The sequence below is a fragment of the Xylanibacter ruminicola Ga6B6 genome (genome assembly GCF_000687715.1).
In the GTDB taxonomy this organism is placed as follows: Bacteria; Bacteroidota; Bacteroidia; order Bacteroidales; family Bacteroidaceae; genus Prevotella; species Prevotella ruminicola_B.
The window spans coordinates 64,019-85,810 of sequence record NZ_JHXD01000010.1 but is presented as its reverse complement, the minus strand read 5'-3'; the positions used below and the strand labels follow the sequence as shown (position 1 = coordinate 85,810).

Below are 21,792 nucleotides of genomic sequence, written 5' to 3'. Positions count from 1 at the left end.
TTAGAAATTAAGTTTCAGACTTGCTGTATAGGTTCTCTGGAGGGGATAAGATGGAGATGTGCTGGCACGTGTCTCGGGATCGCCCCAGATATACGGTGTGAAGGTGAGCAGGTTGTAACCGCTGAGTGCTACCTGTGCACGGTTGATACCCAATGCCTTGAGGAATGGGAAGTGCATGTTGTAGGCAATCATCAAAGTCTTCAGGCGCAGATACTTAGCATCCTTCTCGTAGAGTGCGCAATCCTGGTAGTTGTTGGTAGTACCATTAGTCCAGGTGGCACGTGGATACTCGTAGTCCTGACCAGGAGCATCGGGGTTCCAGGTGTTCTCAAGATGATATTTCAGCAGTCCACCACGGTCTTTTGTGGTACGATCCAGGAATGGGTAGCGGAACACGTCGCTGATAACACGTGATACGTTCCAAGCGGCTGTCCACTGCATGTTGAACTCGAAGTCCTTCCAAGCAAAGCCGGCGTTGATACCTGCCATGAACTCAGGATCGTCGGTGTAACCCAGGTCGCGGGTCTTATCGTCCTCGTTAATTACGCCATTACCATCCAGGTCAACAAATACGGCGTCACCATCTTTCAGGTCAACCAGCTGCTTGGGGAATGGCTGTCCGAAGGTCTCCTCGTACAGGCGTGGAGTGTCGGCATCGTAGAAACGGAAGAACTTGTACATGTAGCGTGCGCCAATGCGGTGGCCCTTCTCATACTGATACTCGTTGGTGTAAGGAGCCTCTTTCTTCTCCTTAATCTCATTCTGGTTGTGCGAGAGATTAACAGTTGCCCAGTAACGGAAGTCGCTACCAATCTTATCGTTCCACTTCAGCGAGAGTTCCCAACCCCAGCTGTCAACAACACCAAGGTTAGAATAAGGTGGCTGGAAACCTACAACTGATGGCGCAGAGTAGTCGCGCAGCAGAATGTTGGTACGATGCTCCTTATAGTAATCGAAGGTAGCACGCAGACGGTCGTCGAGGAAGTTCACATCTACACCATAGTCCTGCTTAAAGGCCTTCTCCCAAGTAACCTCGGGGTTGTTCTTATTGTTTACATCCTCGTAGTAAGCAGGGATAAGGGTAGAGTTCTCGATACCGAAGTTATAGGCGTAACCGCCACGGGCAGCCATGGCTGTGTTGTACAGATAGGGGTCGGAGAGATACATGAATCGGCTACCACCTACCTTGTCGTTACCAACCAAACCCCAAGAGGCACGCAGCTTCAGGAATGAAACAACACTCTTAAGAGGCTTGAAGAAAGGCTCGTCGCTGGCCACCCAACCGATAGAGCCGGCAGGGAATGTACCAAAACGGCGATCGGGGTGGAAGTTCTCCGAACCGTTGTAACCAACGTTGAATTCGGCCATATAGCGGTTTTTCCAGTCGTAAGTTACACGGCCAACCAAACCAACGTAACCACGAGGAATATCAGAGTAAGATGAAGGATAATACTCCTTGCTCTGGTTGTACAGGAACAGGGCTGTTACAGTGTGATCGCCAAATGTGCGATTATAGTTCAACGAAGTCTCGAAGTACCAGTTACGAGCCTTGCCTGTGCTCTCAGAGAATGAAACAGGTGTGTTCTCGCCGCTCTTACGATAGGCAATTGAACCATCGTCCTGAATAACTGGATAGTAAGTAGCACGACCAACGGTTCCCTCCTTGTTTACTGAGAACAGACTGTTGTACGACCCCTTAATCTTAAAGAGCAGACCCTTTGTGAGGAAGTCGAGTTTCTGCTGCAACTGCAGGTCCATCTGCAGCTTATTATCGTTATAATGGAAATAACCACCTGTACCTGCATTATTATAATAGGTCATAGCGTTACCGCCGATGAATGGCATGTTAACGCCATCGGTATAGTCGGTAGTGGTAGCCACCTGTTTGCCATCAATGATACCAGGGCTTGAGAATGGGGTAGACTGGGTCATGGCCATAATCATACCCGAAGCACCTTGACTGGTGTGAGGCTTCTGAGCGTTGCTCACGTTACCTGCCACGTTGAATGACAGTGTGGTGGTTGGGGTAACATCAAGGTCGAGGTTGGTACGATAGTTGAAGCGCTGGTAGCGATAATCGTAGTGGAAATCGTCGCCAAACTCCTTGAACAGTCCGCCCTGGGTCATGAAACCAGCTGATACAAAGTAACGCATGTTCTTGGTACCGCCGCTGATGTTTACATTGTGCTTGGTTTGCAAGGTCATATTCTTCATGATATAATCGTTCCAACGCATGTTGGGGAAACGGATAGGATCGCTACCGCTCTTGAACTTCTCCAAAACCTCATCCGAGAACATCGGCGTAAAGGTTTCGCCCGAAGAGAAGTCGAAGTCGTTACGCTGCATCTGATTAAAGAAGGTACCATACTCATACGAGTTGGCCAATTCAAGCATCTTGGTTGGCGTAAGGGCTGAGAACGAGGTTGAGATATCAATCTTTGCCTTGCCTTCCTGGCCGCGCTTGGTGGTAATCAGTACTACACCGTTAGCACCACGTACACCGAATACGGCTGTGGCCGATGCATCCTTCAGTACGGTGATGCTCTCGATGTCCTCTGGGTCGATATCGCCCATCGAGCGCTCAACACCATCAACCTGAATCAGAGGAGCTGAATCGGCCCAGGTTCCCTGACCACGAACGAATACTGTTGCTGCATCGCTACCTGGCTCACCCGAGTACTGCACAGTGGTAACACCTGAGAGCTGTCCGGCCAGAATATTGTTAACTGATGAAACTGGTGTACGGGTAAGGTCTTCGCTCTTTACACTCGAGAGGGCACCTGTTACCGTCACCTTCTTCTGAACACCGTAAGCTACAACCTCGACAGCCTTCAGCATGGTTGCTTCTTCCTCAAGCACAACACGCATGCCATTCTTGGCTGTCACACTCTGGGTTTTGTAGCCCACAAATGAAATTTTTAACTTCGCACCAGTTTCGGCATTCAGTACAAAGTTACCATCGAAGTCCGTTACCGTACCCGTGGCAACCTTTGCGCCTTCAATCAAAACGCTGGCACCAATCACAGGCTCACCTTGTGAATCTACTACCGAACCACGGATTGCAGTCTGAGCAAAAGCCGCGGCACTAAGCAGGCACATCACAAAAGTTAGTGAGACTTTCCTTAGTTTTAGCATCATAAATAATTTTTTTTAGTTTGACTTAATTAAAATTGTTACATTAGGTTTTAATTTCGTTGCAAAATTATACCATATAATATATTTTAACTTGTAAAATTATCCAAAAACTTGGAGTTTTATTCTTATTTCGAAAAAAAGTTGTTACCTTTGCGCTCGCTTACTATACTACTGATTATGACTAATAAACTAAAAGTTGCACTGACACTATTGTTGTGCGTGATGCTACTATCAAAATCGTACGGCGAGAAACGCCTGACGAGCAAGGTGGTTACAACGATTGACGGACTGCCTACGAACAGAGTGAATGATATGGTTCAGGATCGCGATGGTTATCTGTGGTTTGGAACCTCGAACGGATTGTGCCGTTACGACGGCTACTCGTTCCTGGTTTTCCCTACCATCGGTACTGGTGGCGGCATCACAAACGCTAATGTGGGTACCATACATATCGACGAGAAGAACCAGCTGATGTGGCTACGTTCGGCTACCTTTAATTATGCCTGCTATGATTTAAGGCGAAAACAGTTTGTAGATTATACAGGTACGTGCGACGCGCAAAAGATATTTGAACGATTTTACCCGGAGGAGGGTGGTATATGGATGTACGAGGCTAATGCCGGTATGCGCCATGTTACCTATCGTGATGGTAAATATACCTGCAGGGATTATACGCAGGCCGATGGCAGTTTGCCTGTATCGAAAGTAAGGCGCCTTAAAGCCGATGGTGCTGGCAATATCTGGATACTGACGGATAGCGGACTGCTCAGGGCTGATAAAAACGGCAACCTGCAGAAAGTGGTGAAAAGCGGCGATTTTATGATGCTGAACCACTGGAAAGATAAGGTTTTTGCGCTGTCGAGAGACGGACGTGTGTTGGTATTTAATAACCAAGGCAAACTGCTGCGCGAGTTGCGTGTGCCCAATGAGTATGGTAACATGGGTAGGGTTAACGGCAACATCGTATGGCACAACAAGTGGTTGATGATGACGCGTACATCGGTGATAGCTATGGACTGCCAAAAGCTGACCTTTGAAAAGCCACAGGATTGCCAGATGGAGTACGGTATTGTGCTCGACGAGGACCATGGTAACTTTTGGGTAGCCGATAAGTATGGCACGCTGACACTCTTTCCGGCTGTAGGACAGGCTAAAAAGTTTCCTTTACTACACGAACACGATTTTGCCATTACCCGCAAACGCAACTTCTCGACGGTGATGGGGACTACTGGTAAATTCTATATAGCTACGTATGGTAACGGCTTGTTTGTGTACGACCCTAAAGGCGGCGATATAACACATTATTCGGCCAGCGATCTGCATCCTATTATAGGTACCGACTACCTTACTAATATACATGTGGATGGTAGTGGAAATATCTGGATTGGGCAGGAAGATGCTGGTATCGTATGCCTCACTGAGTCGCGCCAGCCAAATACGGCACACCTGTTGCCCGATCCGCTTCATCCAGGCATGAAGACCAACTATATTACCCGAATGGCCAAAACGCAGGATGGGCGTGTGCTCTTAGAAACGCAGAGCCGAAACTTGTATCTGTATAACCCCAAAGCCAGTACCATCGTTAATGCCGAATCGGCTTTTTCGAATAGTACCGTGCTCGACAGTGTGACCGATAAGCGTGGGCGCACCTGGCTTGCTTCCTGGGAAAAGGGATTGATTATGCAGCAGCCTGGCAAGAACGGGAAAACACAGGAAACATACTTCCTGACACGCAGCACTTCGGAAAGCAGAATCTACGATTTGGCTATCGACAAGCAGGATATCCTTTGGGCTGCCACAGAATATGGCGTGTATGCTATCGACACCAAGGTTAGGAATATCTCGGAAGAGGCATTCCTACACATCGGCGTAAAAGAGGGGCTGCCTTCTAACAGCATCTATTGTATTCTCCCGTCGAAAAATGGTCAGGTGCTGATAGGAGGTCAAGGTACAGGCGTAGTTAAAACGGCCTATCAGAGCGATGGCGACTTTGTGTTAGAAATAGTATCAACGAAACAAGGATTGAACAGTAACAACATACACTCGCTGGCCGAGGATAAACTGGGCTATGTTTGGGCTGCCACCGATAATGGTATATCGATGATTGATATGAAAACCCATCAGGTGGTGAACTATCAAGTGGGCAGTACTCTGCTCAGGAATATCTACTCCGACCGTTGTGCCCTGACGCTTGATGATAACGGCATGATACTGTTTGGTACGCACGATGGTATTACTACGCTGATACCTAATAGCCAACGCCTTGAACAAACACAGGCCAAGAAGGCTGCTATTACGGATATTGATGTCAACGGCAAATCGATATTCCATGATGAGCAGTACGAGGATATGCGTATGATGGATGATGAGATATCGTTTGCCCACAATGAGAATTCGCTCATTATCCACTTCTCGTGTTTTGATTATGCACACGCGGAACGTACCAGGTATCAGTTCTATCTGGAGGGAGTTGACCAAGGATGGCGCGAAGAGACCACTCTGCATAGCGTAGAATACAGCAATCTGTTGCCAGGAAAATACATCTTTCACCTGAGAACTACCGGAGATGGTGAAGAAACGATTCTGACCATTGTGATTCGTGAACCTTGGTACAACACCTGGTGGGCCTGGATGCTATACCTTATTATAATAGGTACGGGTGTGGCTATCTTCTATCGCCAGAAACGTGAGCGGTTTAAAATGCGCCAGCAGATCATGGTTGAGAAAAAGGTGGCCGAATTCCGCACCAACTTCTTTACGCAGGTGGCACACGAGTTCCGCACGCCTATTGCCATCATCAGTGGTGCTGTTGACAAACTGGAAGCAACGGGTGACGTACAGCGAAAGCCCCTGCAGACGGCTAAACGTGGTGTAAGGCGACTGAGCAAGCTAGTAAACCTGTTCCTGGAATTCCGGAAAATAAACACCGGTAATTTGCGTCTTGGTGTAGAAACTGGCGATATGGTTAGTTTTGTGCGCGATATCTATCAGGACTTCTGGAATGCGGCCCAGCAGAAGGAGCTGCAGATGTCTTTTATGCCATCCGAGAAAAAATATGATATGGTATTCGACCGTCATATTGTAGATACCATTACCTATAACCTGTTGAGTAACGCTGTGAAATATACGCCTCAAGGCGGTTGCGTACAGGTGCGCTTTGGTGTTGCTGACGGAAATGTCGTGCTGTCGGTTGAGGATTCGGGGCCTGGTATCGACGCAAACCGTATGCAGCAGCTGTTTAAGCCCTTTATGCATGGTTACGCATCGCAAGGCGGAATGGGTATCGGTCTTTATACGGCCTATATGATGGCGCAAACCCATAAAGGCACGCTTACTTACGAACCTTCAGGGCGATTAGGTGGTGCCCTGTTTAAACTGACGTTGCCTGCCGACGAGGCTCTTTATGATGCAGCCGACTATAAGCAGGCTGTGGCTGTAGAAACGGAGGAAAATACCGACAGAGAGGCCGAGAAGGTGATTAAGGAGATGCTGCCCAAGGCTTTGAACGATAAGACCATTGCGATTATTGAGGACGACCTTGATATGCTTGAGCAGATTAAGGCTGAGGTTGGCGTGTATTTTAATGTGGTAGGCTATACCAATGGTAAGAATGGTATTGAGGGCTTGATGAATGAGGCTCCATCGTTGCTGATATGCGACGTGATGCTGCCCGATACCAATGGCTACGACATTGTGAAACAGATGCGTGCCAATGATGCCTTGAAGCAGATACCCGTTATTATGCTTACAGCGCTCGACGACGAGAAGCATCAGATTAAGGGCTATGAGGCTGGGGCCGACGACTATATGGTGAAGCCTTGTAATTACCGTATCCTGATGGCTCGAATCATACAGTTGATTAAGTGGAGAGAGGAGCAGATGCGTTTGGCGACAGCCGTCGGGAAGACTGAAACCACTGATGAACCCTCATCGGTTTCGTCGGCACCATCGGCTACCCTCATCCTTACATCGCAGGCCGATAAGCGATTCCAGGATAAGGTGTACAGCATTGTGGCGCAGAATATCAGTAACTCTGAATTCAGTATAGATATGATGGCCGAACTGATGCACATGGGACGTACCAAACTGTATGGCAAAGTGAAGGAGCTAACAGGAATGTCGCCTAACAAACTGTTGGTTTCGGAGCGTATGCGTATTGCTGCCGACATGTTGGCTGAGGGCGAACTGAATATCTCGGAGATTGCTTATAAGGTGGGATTCCCTGAGGCTTCGTACTTCAACAAGTGTTTTAAACAGCATTATGGTGTAGCGCCCAGTAAGTATAGAAAAGAAAATTGATGAGCTAAATGCCCATCAATTCTCTTTTTTTTTCGTTTTCCAGAAATTCGATTTCTACAATTCGTAGTTCGTTTTTCGTATCTCCAACGTTCTTTGCTTTATACAGGTCGAGTTCGCCAGCGGCAGGTTCGGCCACTTCAACAATACCGCCAAAGGCATCCTTATCCTTGCCAGCACCTTTCAAACGGATGGTAATCTGGTTTGTTTTTACAGCCTTGGTAGGCTTTAGGTGGATATAGCCCAGACTGCGCTGTGTTTCGCCGCTCCAGATGAGCTGCTTGCCAGCATAAATCTCGAGTGGGTAGCTGCGCATGCGCCAGCCTGTAAGCTTCAGGCAGATATCATCAACAACGGTTTTCTTAGCCAGGCGATAGGTAATCCATGCGGTTGAAAGTCGACCATCGTTTTTCCACTCCGACAGCTCGTTATCATCAAAACTTTTGGCAGCATGTTCGCTGTCGCAACCAGCTTTAGCCGACACGATATCGATGCCGTGGACCTGCTCGGTGTACGATGAGGTGAGTGGTGTTTCGCCACGATCCAATCTACCTTTCAGCGTGAGCTGTGGCAGATACTTCTCGGCATCTACCTTCTCTGTATTTATCCCAATGTAAGCAGGCTGAAGCCCTTCGGCCCAGGCTGATAGATTAATCTTGCCAGCGGTGGTGGTAGTGCGAACCAATACACGGTTAACGCCACACTCTACGGGCAGATTCATGGCACCCACATAGTTGTCGGATACGTTCTTGGTGTCAGCAGCATCTAACAGGCCTGCCGGACGGTTCTTGTCGGGGCGCTGCATATCGTTGTTGTTGCGTGTGGCTATACCGCCAATCCATTGGCCCTGGCCCCACATTTCAAAGTGTATCAATTGGTTGGCAAGTGGGCATCGGCGCCCCTGCTTATCTACTACCTCAACCTCGAAGAGGGCCATATCGGCACCATTGGCCTTCGTGCCCTCAGGATTCTGGATGGCAGTAAGCTTTAACTGGTAGGGCTGGCCTGCGGTTTCTAATTGGAAGCGGCTACCATCCGCTGCTACAGCCTCAAGCTTACCCGGCTCGAAGGTAACGTTCTCGAAGGTGTAAAGATAGCGATAGCTCTGTTTGCCGTGGCCTAACGACTTGCCGTTGAGGAATAGCTCTACATCGTTGGCGGTTGAAACTACATACACATTCTTGGTGGTGTTTTCGGGGTAGTTCCAATGACCGATAATATAGGTTTGCTGATGTTCGGGCTCTACCCAACCGTTCCACATCACCTGGTGTACATAGTAGGCATCCTTAGGAATACGCATAGCATCTGTAACGCCACTGGTACGGTAGTTCGACTCGCCGCGATGGTGGGTGTTGGTATCCGAGAATACAATTTTTACACCACCACTGCTCACACGGGTGCCTGTACCTGGGCGTTCCATATAGTAATCGTACCAGCGGCGCACCATCTCGATGGCAAACGCATCCATGTTGTGGTTGTAATCAAGGGCAGGGGCATTACGGTAGAGTGGGCCATTGCCTTCCTTGTGGTAAGGGTAACTCTGCTCGTCCCAATACTTGCGCAAACCCTCGTCGCGACAGTATTCCATCGCCCACATGGGGTGTTTTTTGCTCTTGTTGATATACAGCATCTCGCCACCATACTCGGCTTCGTTGATATCCAGCATCTCGCGACTGCCGATAGCACGTCCGCCGTTGGGGTCGTAAGCATCGCGAATCTGCTTCATCTCAATCATGTGTTCGCGACTGATACTCTCGTTACCGCACTCGTAGAACAGGATCGAGGGATTGTTGCGGTTATAGATGATGGCATCGCGCATCAGGGCTGTTCGCTGCTGCCAGCGAGGCCCCTCCACATCTTTCTCGGCATCGCCTGCAGGCATGGCCTGGATGAGCCCCACACGGTCGCACGACTCGATATCCTGTTTCCAAGGGGTTACGTGCATCCAGCGCACTAGGTTGCCGTTTGATTTTACCATCAAATCGTTAGAGTAGTCGCTCAACCAGGCTGGAACCGAGATACCTACACCAGGCCATTCGTTCGAGGTGCGCTGGGCATAGCCGTGCATCATCAATACACGGTCGTTCAACCAAATCTTTCCTTCGGCAAAGCGGGTTTTGCGGAAGCCGGTACGGGTTGTAACCTGGTCGATCTCCGATCCATCCTTGGCTTTCAACAGGGTTTGAACGGTATAGAGGTATCCATAGCCCCACGACCAGAAATGCAGATCGCTTACAGGCTGCTGTATTTTTACTGTACGTGTTTCGCCTGGCTGTATGGTGGTAAGGGGGCCCTGAAACAGGGCAACCTCTTTGCCATCCATATCAAGCACCTTGGCAAAGAAGGTAAACTTACGGGGCTTACTATCCTCGTTGCGCACCTGCGATTCGGCATGAATGGTGGCCTTGTGACCTGGAATGTCGAAATCGGTAGCATAGATATAGGTACCTGTGGTGCCCAGATTGCTATACAGCGGCAGGGTCTGGTAAAGCTTGTCGGTAATGTGCAGGAACACGTTCTTGGGTATGCCGCCATAGTTGGCATTAAAGTTACGGTCGTTCCATTGGTAACGACTGTCGTACTGGCGCGAACGGTAGGTCCAGCTGTTATCGCAACGTACGGCAATGGTGTTGCTGCCTTCCTTGATGTAAGGAGTGAGATCGAAACCACAGGCCATCACGCCATTCTCGCTAAAACCAAGATGCTGTCCGTTCAGATAAAAATCGGCGCCTTGGCGCACACCTTCGAACTCAATAAACACTTTCTTGTTGGCAATATTCGCCAACTTGAATCTTTTGCGATACCAACAGATGGTGTCGGTCAGGTTCACAATGTCTTTCTTAAAGGCCTCATCGCCATTAAAAGCATAGGGCAGGGTAACCCGTGTCCAACGTGTATCGTCGAAATCGGGCCTCGATGCCTCCTTCACATCGCCAACAGTCAGTCGCCAACCGCTGTTGAAATTCTGTTTTGTGCGCTCGGTTGCCTGGGTATATGTACAGCCTAACAGCAACAGGGCGCAAAGAGTTGTTCGTAGTTTCATTTTTCCTTTTTTATTAGTTTTGCTATTTGTTATGTTGTAGTACTTCCTGCATGTAGATGGCATCAAGGCTCCAAAGGGCTGCATCGTTGGTGTTAGATGTGCTATCGCCGTGTTTCCATAGGGCTTCCCATACGGTTGCTGTACGCTGTGGATCTCTATCCTGCCAAGCTGCATATGCTTCCAAACGGCGTACTGGGAAATTGCTGTGACGAATATCGTGCGACATCTGTTTATAGCGGCGGGCAAAATCTTTCCACGTGTGAGCGAATTTTTCCTCACGTGTGAGCGGTAGTAACTCGTTCATCACCTCGAAACCGCCCATGATAGTCATCAGGTGGTTGGTGCTGCGTACTTTGGGGGCGCCATCGTAGGTAATTCGGCCTGTGGCAGGATCGTAGCCCTTGGCCAGATTGCCTGTAAAAATACCATCTGGCAACTCGGCTATACTGCGCAAACCGGTAAGTATTTTTTCGCGATATTTGGTGTCGCCAAAGCGTTCCCACTCCGTCAGCCAGTTGCCTGCGTAGGCTAACCAGTCGGGGCCGATACGCAGTCGGGCTGGCGCGTTACAAGGGTACTGACTGCGAGGCTCGGCCAATCGCATGGGGTCCAGATGGTACAGTAAGGTATCGGCATCTTTCTGTTCGCGCATCAGGTCGCCTGTACGTTCATCGGTAGTCAAGTAATAATAAAAACGGTTAAATGCTGCTTGACTGATACGGGCCTCTTTGGCGCCGCAGCCCCAGTGGGTGACATTATGACGGCTACCCAGCGGCGCAAATGGTCCGATGTGGTAGGTATCTACCTCGCTGCAATGGCGGGTCATCGCTTCGGCCATGCGCCAGATATCCTGTCGGCCTGTGCGCAGGAAGTTGTACCAAAGCCACATGGGTGTGGCCAACTCGGTGTTGTCCCAGGCAAAGCCGCCTACATCGTATCGCCATTCCTGGCGCTCATCGTCGTAGGTGTGCATGATGTCGCCATAGTTCCAGAATCCATACCATTTATATCGTTCGATGTATCCCAGATAAGCCTTGATGTAACTATCTAGTCGCTGTTCTACCTTATCGGTGGTGTCTTTTGGTAGCGACCATATGCCAAAGGCGCGCTTCTGGTGCAGGTATTCGGGTGTGGGGAGCAAACGATAGTTGGCAGCCAAGGCTTGTGCCGACTGGCTGAGTGTCTCTTTGCCAGGATAGCTATCGTAGGTCATCAGTGTGATTGTGCTGGTGCGGGCAATGCCGTAGGGCGTACTCATACCCGCCTGCACATCTTCGTAACTGGCCTGTAGGTCATGGGCAATCGTATCGTAGTGGCACAGGTTCATCGTCTCGGCCTCGGGGCTCCATAGCCACATGGTAAGTTCGGCTTCGCTGCTGCGGGCTTTGTTGATTTGGATGGTTGAGGGGTACGACTGCCAGAAATCTTTCAGGCATACACCCAGTCCGCCGCTCACATCGCCAACAAAAGCATAGCCTGTGGCACGACTACCAGTAAGGGTGCCTATCCAAGGGCTTTCGGCGGTGGCTCGTTTACGGATTGACCATGCATTATCGGTTAGCTGCGACAGACGGTAGCTATCCCATTGTGCCCAGTGGTCGAGTAGGAAAGCGTTGTTGGCATCGAATGCGTCGGCCTCAGGAATTCTCATGCCAGCCATCTGTTCGGCTTGCAGATTTCTCTTCTTGTCGCCATTGATGGTGAGTATTCTACGTCCATCAAGTGGCTGAACAGGTTCTGTCCAGATACCGTTCTCGGTGGCAAATGCGATATGACGGTTGTAGGTCGCCTCGCGCATGGGTACATCAAACTGCACACCTATCGAACGGATCATGTCTTTCTCAGCCTCGCCGTCGTAAATAAAGGTATGCACCATGTGAACCTGTTCACTGCCAGTATAGAAATATAGACGTAGTGTAAAGGGTAACCATGAACGATTGTTTGCCGATGCGTGCTTACCTTCTAATTTGACGACGGTGCAGACAGCTCCTGTACGTTCAACTCCAACCTTTGTTAATTGTGAGCAGAATGTGGCATCGTTCGTGGTGGCTATCAGTTTGGCAGCGCCACCAATCTTCTTGCCCTCCAGGCACAGACTATCGATGATATGGTTGCCATTTTTAGGAATAGAAACCATCAGTCGGCCTGTATTTACTACGATGTGCTGGTTATCGTTTGAAGCTATCATCGTTTGGCCGCTTTTACGTGGCTTCTTGCCAGATTCCATAGTATAGTTTTCGCCTTGGCGGATAACAGCCGAAACACCAGCCCACTTTATTGAACCATCAGGCCAACGGGCATTTACCCAAGCATCAATGGGCGTGTTATTGGATAATGCCAAAGCCGAAACGTCCTTTAACTCGCCTTGGGCAAAAGGTACACCAAAGCTAACAGGAATAGCAGCCTGGGGCTTTTGGCCTATCCAATGCAAGGGCACACCTGTGGTGGCGTATGAGTAAGCTGGTGTGGGATAGGATTTGAAATGTGTGATCCGCGTTCGCGAGAGGGTAGTGCGGAATCCGAACCATCCTTCGTGGAGAGGTTGTGGGTCGAGGTAATCCACGATGCACTCTCCATCGATATAAAAGCGGGTGCGACCAGTAGTGGTACTCTCTATCTTGATGTGATACCAATGATTGGGTTTCAAAAGATGCTGCTTGTCGGTATATTCCTTTAAAATAGCAGGGCGTTTGGCGGCATCATCAATACCTGCCTCATCGCCATTGTATCTACGGAATCGGGTAGTGGTGTTATGGTTGCCACCATAGCCCAAGTAGTACATCTGTAATGAGTAGCAGCGGGTAAAAATGCCACTTCGCCATGTTGCTCTTTTCCAAAGGTCGTTGGCATGAGGGTCGGATGCCATCCAGAAGCTGTTCATATCGCTCAGACGGTCGCCGGCTTTCCCCTCATCCATCACGCAGGCATCATATTCTACCGTTGTACCGATAGTCATCTTTTCCTTGCGCCAAAGCGTTAATCCCTTGGGGGATAGTATCTCGCAAGTGTCGCCCTTGAAATGTAGCTGGTAGTCGGCAGCTTCTGATTCTATTTTCCAGTATTTGGCAAACTGCTGCTTGTTAAGGCCTGACTGTGCGTGGGCTGTCAGACCTGCTATCATCAATAGAAATAGTATCGTTTCCTTTTTTATCATAAGTTAGAATGATTTGAATATACGTAGTTGATCGAAAACAATATGGTTATCGAGGGCACGCACCGTAATGGTGTGATGCCCTTGATGCAGATGTACTTTCGTATTGCGTACAGCTTGTCCGCTCAAAACATTCTGCTTCCATCGTTCAGAACGGAAAGGCTCTTTGAATGAATAGACCACAGATTGTCTATCATCAACGCTTACGCAGAATCGCAAGTCGCCATCATCGTTTGGTTGGGTAGGGATGAGGGCTGTTTGCAATATGTAATCTCCCTCATCTTCAATCATAATGTCGTATGTCATATGCCCATCCTTTGGCATGGCTACTGCATTCATAGAATGCCCTAACATCTGGATGATGCGTGTGCCATTGGAGGCTGATTGGTAATCAGCGGCTTTAAGCATCATGATGCAAGGTTGGTCGGCACCAGTAAGTTGGGCATGTACGTTATCAAATACCGGCAGTTTGCGTGGGGCGGCATCCATCAGATGGCGCCACTTGCCACCGTTCATCTCGTTGTATCGCTTGGTAAGTGCTTGTATCTCTTCGTAAGCGCGATGGCTTTCTATGGAATCACTTAGAATCTTGGTGCTCATAGCTGCGGCTGCAGATACAGGATACTCGATAGCAGCAAAGAATGCATCGTTTAATTCAGAACGAACGAGCATACGAATGGCCATAATTTCGGCCTTGAGGTGTTGGAATGCTGACAGACGCTGGGCTGCCTCGATAGCTGAAAGGGGAATATCGCCAACAGCAGAGAGTCCGCGGGGGTATTTCTTTTTGTCGAGTTCTACCTGTGTGTAACCCATAAACTCTGGTCGGCGCTCACCACAAAGGCGATAGAACTCGTGCATCACAGGTAGTAGGCGTTTACCTGCTTCCTGGCCAAACTGTCGGCATAGCCAGGACTCCAAGTGTTTGGTGAGTGTTTGACCATCTTCACAGTTGATGTTCCAAGCTAAATCGAGGAACAACTCCAAATCGTAGGCAGCTACCTTGGGATCGTGTACGTTGACTATCCATAGTTTGCGTACGTTGTGATTATAGGCTTCACGCATTTCGTTATAGATAAGGCCAGGCTGGGTGGTTGTGAGCCAAAGATAGTCGTGCGGACGCCCCCAATAACTTAGGTGGTAATATACACCCGCTCCGCCTGATCGTTGTTGCTCCTTGGCATTCGACAGACGTGTCATGTAACCATAGTTGTCGTCGCACCACATCAAAGTGACGTAGTCGGGCACCTGTAATCCTTTTTCATATAATTGTAGCACCTCTTTGTATGGCACAAAAACCTGCATTTGTTTTGCTGGATTACCTACGTGTTGGCGCAGTAGTTCCTGCTGGTCGTTGATAACCTGCTGCAGACCGTCAAATTTCTCCTGTTCGGTCTTGTAGCCCTCCATCGAACTGTCGTGTATGCCGCGCATGCCGATGGTAAACATATTATCCTTTGACTTCTTGACCTCTTTCAGGCGTTCTATCCAGTACTGGTGTACTTGCTCGCGATTGGTGCGGTAGTTAAAGGCACCACGTTCTGCAGTATTCCACTCATCAACATTATTGCGTAGTAATGGTTCGCAATGCGATGTGCCAATCACCATACCACACGAATCGGCGATAGCTTTAGCGCCAGGAATCTTGAAGAAGGCTGTTGTGCCAGGATGCATGGCGGGCCAGATGGTGTTGGCGCGCAGACGAAGCATTAACTCGAATACCTTGCGATAAGTCTTCGGGCCAATCTCGCTTTTTGCCGATGGCTCAAAGTTCTTGTGGCTCCAAAGGCGCAGACTCCAGTCCTCGTCGTTTAAGAAAATACCACGATATGCCACGCTAGGGTGTTGTTCGGTTTCGAAATCATCATTCATCACCAGTCGATTCTTCTTTTCAGGCACCACATCGCCCCACCATATCCAAGGCGATACGCCTGCCAGTCGAGATAATTCCAATAGCCCATAGGCCATGCCGCGCCCATTGCCGCCTTCGATGATAATCTGTTTACCATTAGTGTATATACGAAAACCATCGGCTGGCAACGATGGGGCGTGGACGAGTTTTATGGTTGCTTTGGTTGAGGCTACAGGTGTCATACCTGTCACCTGCAACATGTCACTTTTCCACATATCGAGGGCTGTCATCACCACAGATTCTGTTTTCTTTGGAGCACAATAGGTTATCGGGTGTTGCCCGTCAAACCAAACCACCTCGGCATGCAATGCCATGAGTGATAACTGTAGCGTAACAAAAATAAGTAGCCTTCTCATGTTCATAACGTTTTAGTTGAATTCATGGTGCAAATTTAGATATAAACATAGTTGTATAGTTCGAAAACTATCCGAAAACATACAATTTTGTACAAAAATGGACGATAATCCTATTTACTATTCCATAAAAATAGCTATCTTTGCAGCAAAAATACTAAAACATTAACTATCTATGAAGGAAAATTACTTTGCGGATAAGAACCGCTACGATAATGGGATGGAGTTTGAGCGTTGCGGACGCTCGGGTGTGTTGCTGCCAAAAGTGAGTCTGGGATTCTGGCATAACTTTGGTAGTGTTGACCCCTATGAGCGCAGTCGTGAGATAACGCACTATGCCTTTGATCATGGTATCACCCATTTCGACTTGGCTAACAACTACGGTCCTGTTTACGGCTCGGCCGAAGAAACAATGGGACGCCTGATGGATGAGGACTTCCGTCCTTATCGCGATGAACTGTTTATATCGAGCAAGGCTGGTTACGATATGTGGCCTGGACCTTACGGCAACTGGGGCAGCCGCAAATATCTGATGGCGAGTCTGGACCAGAGCCTGAAACGCATGAAGATAGATTACGTGGATTTGTTCTACAGTCACCGTTACGACCCCGAGACACCACTCGAAGAAACACTGCAGGCACTGGTGGATATCGTTCGCCAGGGTAAGGCACTCTACGTGGGTATCTCGAACTGGCCTTTGGAGCCGCTGAAGTTTGGCTACGAGTATCTGAAGGCACACGACGTGCCCCTGCTGATTTATCAGGGCCGACTGAGCATGCTTGACCGTAAGCCGATGGAAACGGGCATTCTGGATTTCTGTGCCGAGAAGGGTGTGGGCTTTATCGCTTTCTCGCCATTGGCGCAGGGCTTGCTGACCGACCGCTATCTGAATGGCGTGCCTGCCGACAGTCGTATGTCGAAGGGTAAGTTCCTGAAGGAGGAGGTGCTTACACCCGAGTTGCTGGCCAAGCTGAAGAGATATAACGAAATAGCTACCAGTCGTGATGAGACAATGGCCGAGATGGCATTGGCATGGGTACTGCACCAAAAGGGTGTGACATCGGTATTGGTAGGTGCCAGCTCGACATCTCAGTTAGAGAAGAACCTGAAGTGCGTAAGTGCAGCCCCGTTTGATGATGTGTTGTAAGATGAAGAAATTTTTTACATTATGCATGATGGCTTGCGCGCTGGGTGCACAGGCACAGGTGGCCGAGGCCCCCAAGGATGTGAATGGGGTGGTTGATAATACGCCCGACAGTATAGCCAAAGCGATGACGGCACGTCCTGTGCCAGGTTCGAGCCGAAGGGGTAACAATCCTGTGCTGTTTCTGATCGGTAACTCAACCATGCGTACGGGAACCTTGGGTAATGGTAACAACGGTCAGTGGGGCTGGGGTTACTATGCGCATGAATACTTTAATTCTGATAAGATAACCGTTGAGAATCAGGCACTTGGTGGTATGAGTAGCCGTACGTTTTATAACAAGTTGTGGCAACCCATCAAGCAGGCTATCCGCCCTGGCGACTGGGTGATTATCAGTATCGGGCACAACGATAACGGCCCCTACGACGAGGGCCGCGCGCGTGCCAGTATTCCTGGCGTGGGCGATGATTCGCTGAACGTGGTGATTAAGGAAACGGGCGAACATGAAACCGTATATACCTACGGCGGCTACATGCGTAAGTATATTAATGATGTACGTGCGCAGGGCGGCAACCCCATCCTGATGTCGCTCACCCCGCGTAATGCCTACGACGAGAACGGTAAGATTATCCGCAAACCCCACACCCAGTGGCTGATGCAGGTGGCTGCCGAAGAGGGCGTGCCCTTTATCGACCTGAACGAGATATCGGGCCGAAAGCTGGACAGCTATGGTGTCTGGAAAACCGATTACCACTTCTTCTTGGATAAGATACACACCAGTCGTTTCGGTGCGATGATGAATGCCCGTTCGGCTGCCGAGGGCCTGATGGCGAGCCACAACCCTGCGCTGAACCCACTGAAGGCGATGATGCAGAACGTGGAACTGAACACCTGGCAGGTGGATCGTACAGATGGCAAGCCCGTGGTATTCATCACTGGCGACAGCACCGTGAAGAATGCCGATAAGGATAAGGACGGCATGTGGGGCTGGGGCGCCGTGGCCAATACGGTGTTTGATGAAAACAAAATCAGTATTGTGAATGCCGCCAAGGCAGGTCGTAGCTGTCGTACCTATCTGAATGAGGGCCGTTGGGAACAGGTGTATAATAGCTTGCAGCCAGGCGATTTCGTGCTCATCCAGTTCGGACATAACGATACGGGCGCTATTGATGCGCCCAAATATCGTGCAGCCATTGCCACTGGTTTGGATAGCTGCCACGTATATCAGATGAAGGCTGCCAAGGAAGATTTGGCTAAGCAGAACATTATTGATAAAACGCTGAAGACTAATGCGGTGATAGGTTCGTACGAGGTGGTTTACAGCTTCGGCTGGTATCTGAAGAAGTTTATTCAGGACGTGCGCGAAAAGGGTGCCACCCCCATCCTGGTATCGCTCACCCCACGTAACGAGTGGGAGAATGGCAAGATTGAGCGTCGTAACGACTCGTATGGTGCCTGGTACCGTCAGGTGGTAAAAGAAACGGGTGTAGAGTTTGTGGATCTGCACAATCTGGCAGCCGACTTCTACGACAGGAAATGTGGTAGCAAGGCCAAGGCTGAGATATATTTTAAGCAGGACCATACCCACACATCGCTGCTGGGTGCCAAAACCAACGCCCAGTGTGTGGCCAAGGGCCTGCGCGCCAACAATAGTGCATTAGCAAAGTACCTAAAGAAGAAATAATAACGTAAAACCAAATGAAACGATTTGCATTTAAGATGCAACTGAAACCCGGTTGCGAAAAGGAATACAAGCGTAGACATGCTGCCATCTGGCCCGAACTGGTAAAGATGATTAAGGACGGCGGTGTGAGCAACTACAGCATTTATTGGGACAAGGAAACCAACATACTGTTTGGCTATCAGGAGTGTTCGGGCGAGGGTAACTCGCAGGATACCGACAACGTGGATCCCATCACCCAGAAATGGTGGGATATGATGGCCGATATCATGGACGTGAACCCCGACAACTCGCCTGTAACCAAGCCTCTGCAGGAGGTGTTCCATCTCGACTGATATGAAACTGAAGTTAATGGGCTGTCTGTTGATGCTGGTGTTACCCGCACTGGCCCAGCAGCATATCGATCTGAGTGGCGAGTGGCAGTTCCGTAGCGAACGCGAAACAGGTGTGGTACGATTGCCCGGTTCGATGCTGACAAACGGCAAGGGCGACGAGGTGACCGTGAACACTAAGTGGACCAGTTCGCTCTACGACTCATCGTTCTATTTTAATCCCTACATGGCGCGTTATCGCCAGGCAGGGCAGATGAAGTTCCCGTTCTTCCTTACCCCCGACAAGCATTACGTGGGTAATGCCTGGTATGAGCGCACGGTGATGGTGCCCAAACGATGGAAAGGCAAGCCTGTAATGCTGTATCTGGAGCGCCCGCATATCGAGACAACGGTATTAGTGAATGGTAGGAGGGTAGGGCACCAGCAGTCGCTCTCGGCACCCCATGTGTACGATGTTACACCTTATATCATATATGGCAAGCCCAACCAGCTTACCATCCAGGTGTATAATGGTATTGAGAACGTGTGCGTAGGGCAGGATTCGCACAGCGTGACTGACCAGACGCAAGGCAACTGGAACGGTATCGTAGGTAAGATAGAACTGCGACAGGGCCCGAACATCTGGCGCAAGCGTGTGGTACCCGATATCGCCAACGGTATGGTGACTATCACCATCAACGAAGCCACCTATCGTCTGCCTTTGGGTAAGGACACCGTGCGCTGGGACGAGTTCCACCCGCAGCTATACGCCCGTACCGTAAACTATCAGGGCATGCCAGTGAACGTAACGTTCGGTCTGCGCGAGTTGAAGATTGACGGCGTCCGCATGCTGATTAACAACTACCCCATGTACCTGCGTGGTACGGTGGGCAACTGCTGTTTCCCCGAAACGGGTTATCCGCCAACGGACGAAGCCTCGTGGGAGCGTGTGCTGGGGCAGTGCAAGGCATGGGGTATCAACCACATCAGGTTCCATTCGTATTGTCCACCAGAGGCAGCTTTTGCTGTGGCCGACCGACTGGGATTGTATCTGCAGCCCGAGGGACCGTCGTGGCCCAACCATGGCGTAAAGTTGCGCAATGGTATGGCTATCGATCAGTATCTGATAGACGAAGGTAAGCGTATGATTGACGAGTATGGTCATCACCCATCATTTTGTATGATGGCAGCTGGCAACGAGCCTGCAGGCAACTGGGTGCCCTACTGCAACGAGTGGGTGAAGCAGATGAAGGCCTACGACCCAACCCGACTGTACTGCGGTGCTTCGGTTGGTGGCGGCTGGGCTTGGGATGATGGCTCGGAGTATCACGTAAAGGCTGGTGCTCGCGGACTGGATTGGGATAAGCATGCGCCACACAGCGATGACGACTACTATCAGCAGTTGCAATATCCTAGAAATTACAAAGGTAAGGAGCCTAATAATTCACCCATCATTGCCCACGAACAGGGTCAGTGGTGCGCCTTCCCCGATTTTAAGGAGATACCACAATATACTGGTGCTTATAAAGCCAAGAACTTTGAGATATTCCGCGATTTGCTTTCTGATAACGGTATGGCCAGTCAGGCTGAGAAATTCCTGCAGGCCAGCGGACGGTTGCAGACGCTGTGTTATAAATACGAGATAGAGCGCAATCTGCGCACTAAGGATTATGCCGGTTTCCAGCTGTTGGGCCTGAACGACTATTCGGGTCAGGGTACGGCCCTGGTGGGTGTGCTGAATGTGCATTGGCTGGAGAAGGGCTATTGTAATCAGGAAGAATGGACACAGTTCTGCTCGCCAGTAGTACCATTGGCTAAGTTCCCAAAGTTTGTGTATACTAACAACGAGCGTTTGGAGGTGCCCATCGAGGTGTATAATGCCTCGGCTGGTGCCTTGCGCGATGCCCAGGTAACATGGCGCATAGCCGACCATACAGGTACGTTGCCTGCAACCACCATTCCACTCGGCAAGAATACCGAATTAGGTAAGGTACAGATAGATTTGGCCGCTTATCAGCAGCCAACCAAGCTCACCCTGCAGGTGGCCATCAACGGACAGGCCTGCAACCAGTGGGACTTCTGGGTTTATCCCCAGCAGCAGACAGAAATTGCTACTAAGGTATATGAAACAGATACCCTGGATGCCAAGGCACTGAAGGTGCTGGCTGATGGTGGCGATGTGCTGCTGACGGCTGCTGGCAAGATACGTTACGGCAACGATGTAAAGCACACGTACCTGCCTGTATTCTGGAACACGTCTTGGTTTAAGATGCGTCCGCCGCATACCACAGGTGCCTATATTCAGAACACCCATCCAGTGTTCCGCTATTTTCCAACGGATGATTGGCAGAACCTGAACTGGTGGGAGTTGACCAACCGTGCGCAGGTCGTCAATATGGCCGAGTTCCCCGCCGATTATCAGCCCATCGTGCAGCCCATCGATACCTGGCACGTAAGTCGTAAACTGGGTATGCTGTTAGAGGCGCGCGTGCTGAACGGCCGCCTGCTGATGACCACGATGGACATTACCCGCAATCTGGACCGCCGACCCGTGGCCCGACAGTTGCGTTACAGCATACTGCGCTACATGGCATCGGACGATTTCAAACCCGCCATCCGTGTGGCACCCGAGGTGATTCAGCACCTGTTTGAGCGCGAGGCACCCAGAGTGGATATGTTTACGAAAGAGAGTCCCGACGAGCTGAAACCTAAGTTAAATTAAGCGTATTGTACGCCAAAAATAACTAAATCCGTACGATAAGATAG

Annotated in this window: 9 protein-coding genes; 5 read left to right on the top strand and 4 right to left on the bottom strand. The window is 49.8% G+C overall.

The window, feature by feature from the left end; genetic code table 11:
- Complete coding sequence (locus tag T500_RS0107835; RefSeq protein WP_230580875.1) at positions 1 to 3,099, bottom strand: SusC/RagA family TonB-linked outer membrane protein; 3,099 nt, start codon at positions 3,097 to 3,099, stop codon at positions 1 to 3.
- Between the two features lie 213 nt (positions 3,100 to 3,312).
- Between T500_RS0107835 and T500_RS0107830 the strand changes: the two genes are divergently transcribed.
- Positions 3,313 to 7,434: a hybrid sensor histidine kinase/response regulator transcription factor gene (locus tag T500_RS0107830; RefSeq protein WP_028907656.1), complete on the top strand. Its 4,122-nt coding sequence runs from the start codon at positions 3,313 to 3,315 to the stop codon at positions 7,432 to 7,434.
- A 4-nt stretch (positions 7,435 to 7,438) separates the two neighbouring features.
- Here the strand turns inward: T500_RS0107830 and T500_RS0107825 are convergent, their stop codons facing one another.
- The 3 genes from T500_RS0107825 to T500_RS0107815 are packed head-to-tail and all read right to left on the bottom strand — an operon-like array spanning position 7,439 to position 15,893.
- Positions 7,439 to 10,474, bottom strand: a complete 3,036-nt coding sequence (locus tag T500_RS0107825; protein WP_028907655.1) for a glycoside hydrolase family 2 protein — start codon at positions 10,472 to 10,474, stop codon at positions 7,439 to 7,441.
- 22 nt (positions 10,475 to 10,496) lie between these two features.
- The gene (locus T500_RS0107820) at positions 10,497 to 13,628 is read right to left on the bottom strand and encodes a DUF6250 domain-containing protein (protein ID WP_036908841.1); all 3,132 of its coding nucleotides are present in this window, start codon (positions 13,626 to 13,628) and stop codon (positions 10,497 to 10,499) included.
- Positions 13,629 to 13,631: 3 nt separating this feature from the next.
- Positions 13,632 to 15,893: a glycosyl hydrolase 115 family protein gene (locus tag T500_RS0107815; protein ID WP_155267478.1), complete on the bottom strand. Its 2,262-nt coding sequence runs from the start codon at positions 15,891 to 15,893 to the stop codon at positions 13,632 to 13,634.
- A gap of 172 nt (positions 15,894 to 16,065) precedes the next feature.
- Here T500_RS0107815 and T500_RS0107810 point away from each other — a divergent pair, with 172 nt between their 5' ends.
- From T500_RS0107810 to T500_RS0107795, 4 genes are read left to right on the top strand one after another with little or no spacing between them, the layout of a single operon-like run.
- Complete coding sequence (locus tag T500_RS0107810) at positions 16,066 to 17,037, top strand: aldo/keto reductase (protein WP_028907652.1); 972 nt, start codon at positions 16,066 to 16,068, stop codon at positions 17,035 to 17,037.
- 1 nt (position 17,038) lies between these two features.
- Positions 17,039 to 18,718 carry a rhamnogalacturonan acetylesterase gene (locus T500_RS0107805; RefSeq protein WP_028907651.1) on the top strand — a complete coding sequence of 560 codons (1,680 nt, stop codon included), beginning with the start codon at positions 17,039 to 17,041 and terminating at the stop codon, positions 18,716 to 18,718.
- A 14-nt stretch (positions 18,719 to 18,732) separates the two neighbouring features.
- Positions 18,733 to 19,050 carry an L-rhamnose mutarotase gene (gene rhaM / locus T500_RS0107800; protein ID WP_028907650.1) on the top strand — a complete coding sequence of 106 codons (318 nt, stop codon included), beginning with the start codon at positions 18,733 to 18,735 and terminating at the stop codon, positions 19,048 to 19,050.
- Position 19,051: 1 nt separating this feature from the next.
- Positions 19,052 to 21,748, top strand: coding sequence for a sugar-binding domain-containing protein (locus tag T500_RS0107795; RefSeq protein WP_028907649.1), 2,697 nt, complete (start codon positions 19,052 to 19,054; stop codon positions 21,746 to 21,748).
- Positions 21,749 to 21,792 lie beyond the last annotated feature (44 nt).

Coding starts and splice junctions, on each gene's coding strand:
- T500_RS0107835 (WP_230580875.1), bottom strand. CDS start 3,099: ATGTGCCTGCTTAGTGCCGCGGCTTTTGCTCAGACTGCAATCCGTGGT.
- T500_RS0107830 (WP_028907656.1), top strand. CDS start 3,313: ATGACTAATAAACTAAAAGTTGCACTGACACTATTGTTGTGCGTGATG.
- T500_RS0107825 (WP_028907655.1), bottom strand. CDS start 10,474: ATGAAACTACGAACAACTCTTTGCGCCCTGTTGCTGTTAGGCTGTACA.
- T500_RS0107820 (WP_036908841.1), bottom strand. CDS start 13,628: ATGATAAAAAAGGAAACGATACTATTTCTATTGATGATAGCAGGTCTG.
- T500_RS0107815 (WP_155267478.1), bottom strand. CDS start 15,893: ATGAGAAGGCTACTTATTTTTGTTACGCTACAGTTATCACTCATGGCA.
- T500_RS0107810 (WP_028907652.1), top strand. CDS start 16,066: ATGAAGGAAAATTACTTTGCGGATAAGAACCGCTACGATAATGGGATG.
- T500_RS0107805 (WP_028907651.1), top strand. CDS start 17,039: ATGAAGAAATTTTTTACATTATGCATGATGGCTTGCGCGCTGGGTGCA.
- rhaM (WP_028907650.1), top strand. CDS start 18,733: ATGAAACGATTTGCATTTAAGATGCAACTGAAACCCGGTTGCGAAAAG.
- T500_RS0107795 (WP_028907649.1), top strand. CDS start 19,052: ATGAAACTGAAGTTAATGGGCTGTCTGTTGATGCTGGTGTTACCCGCA.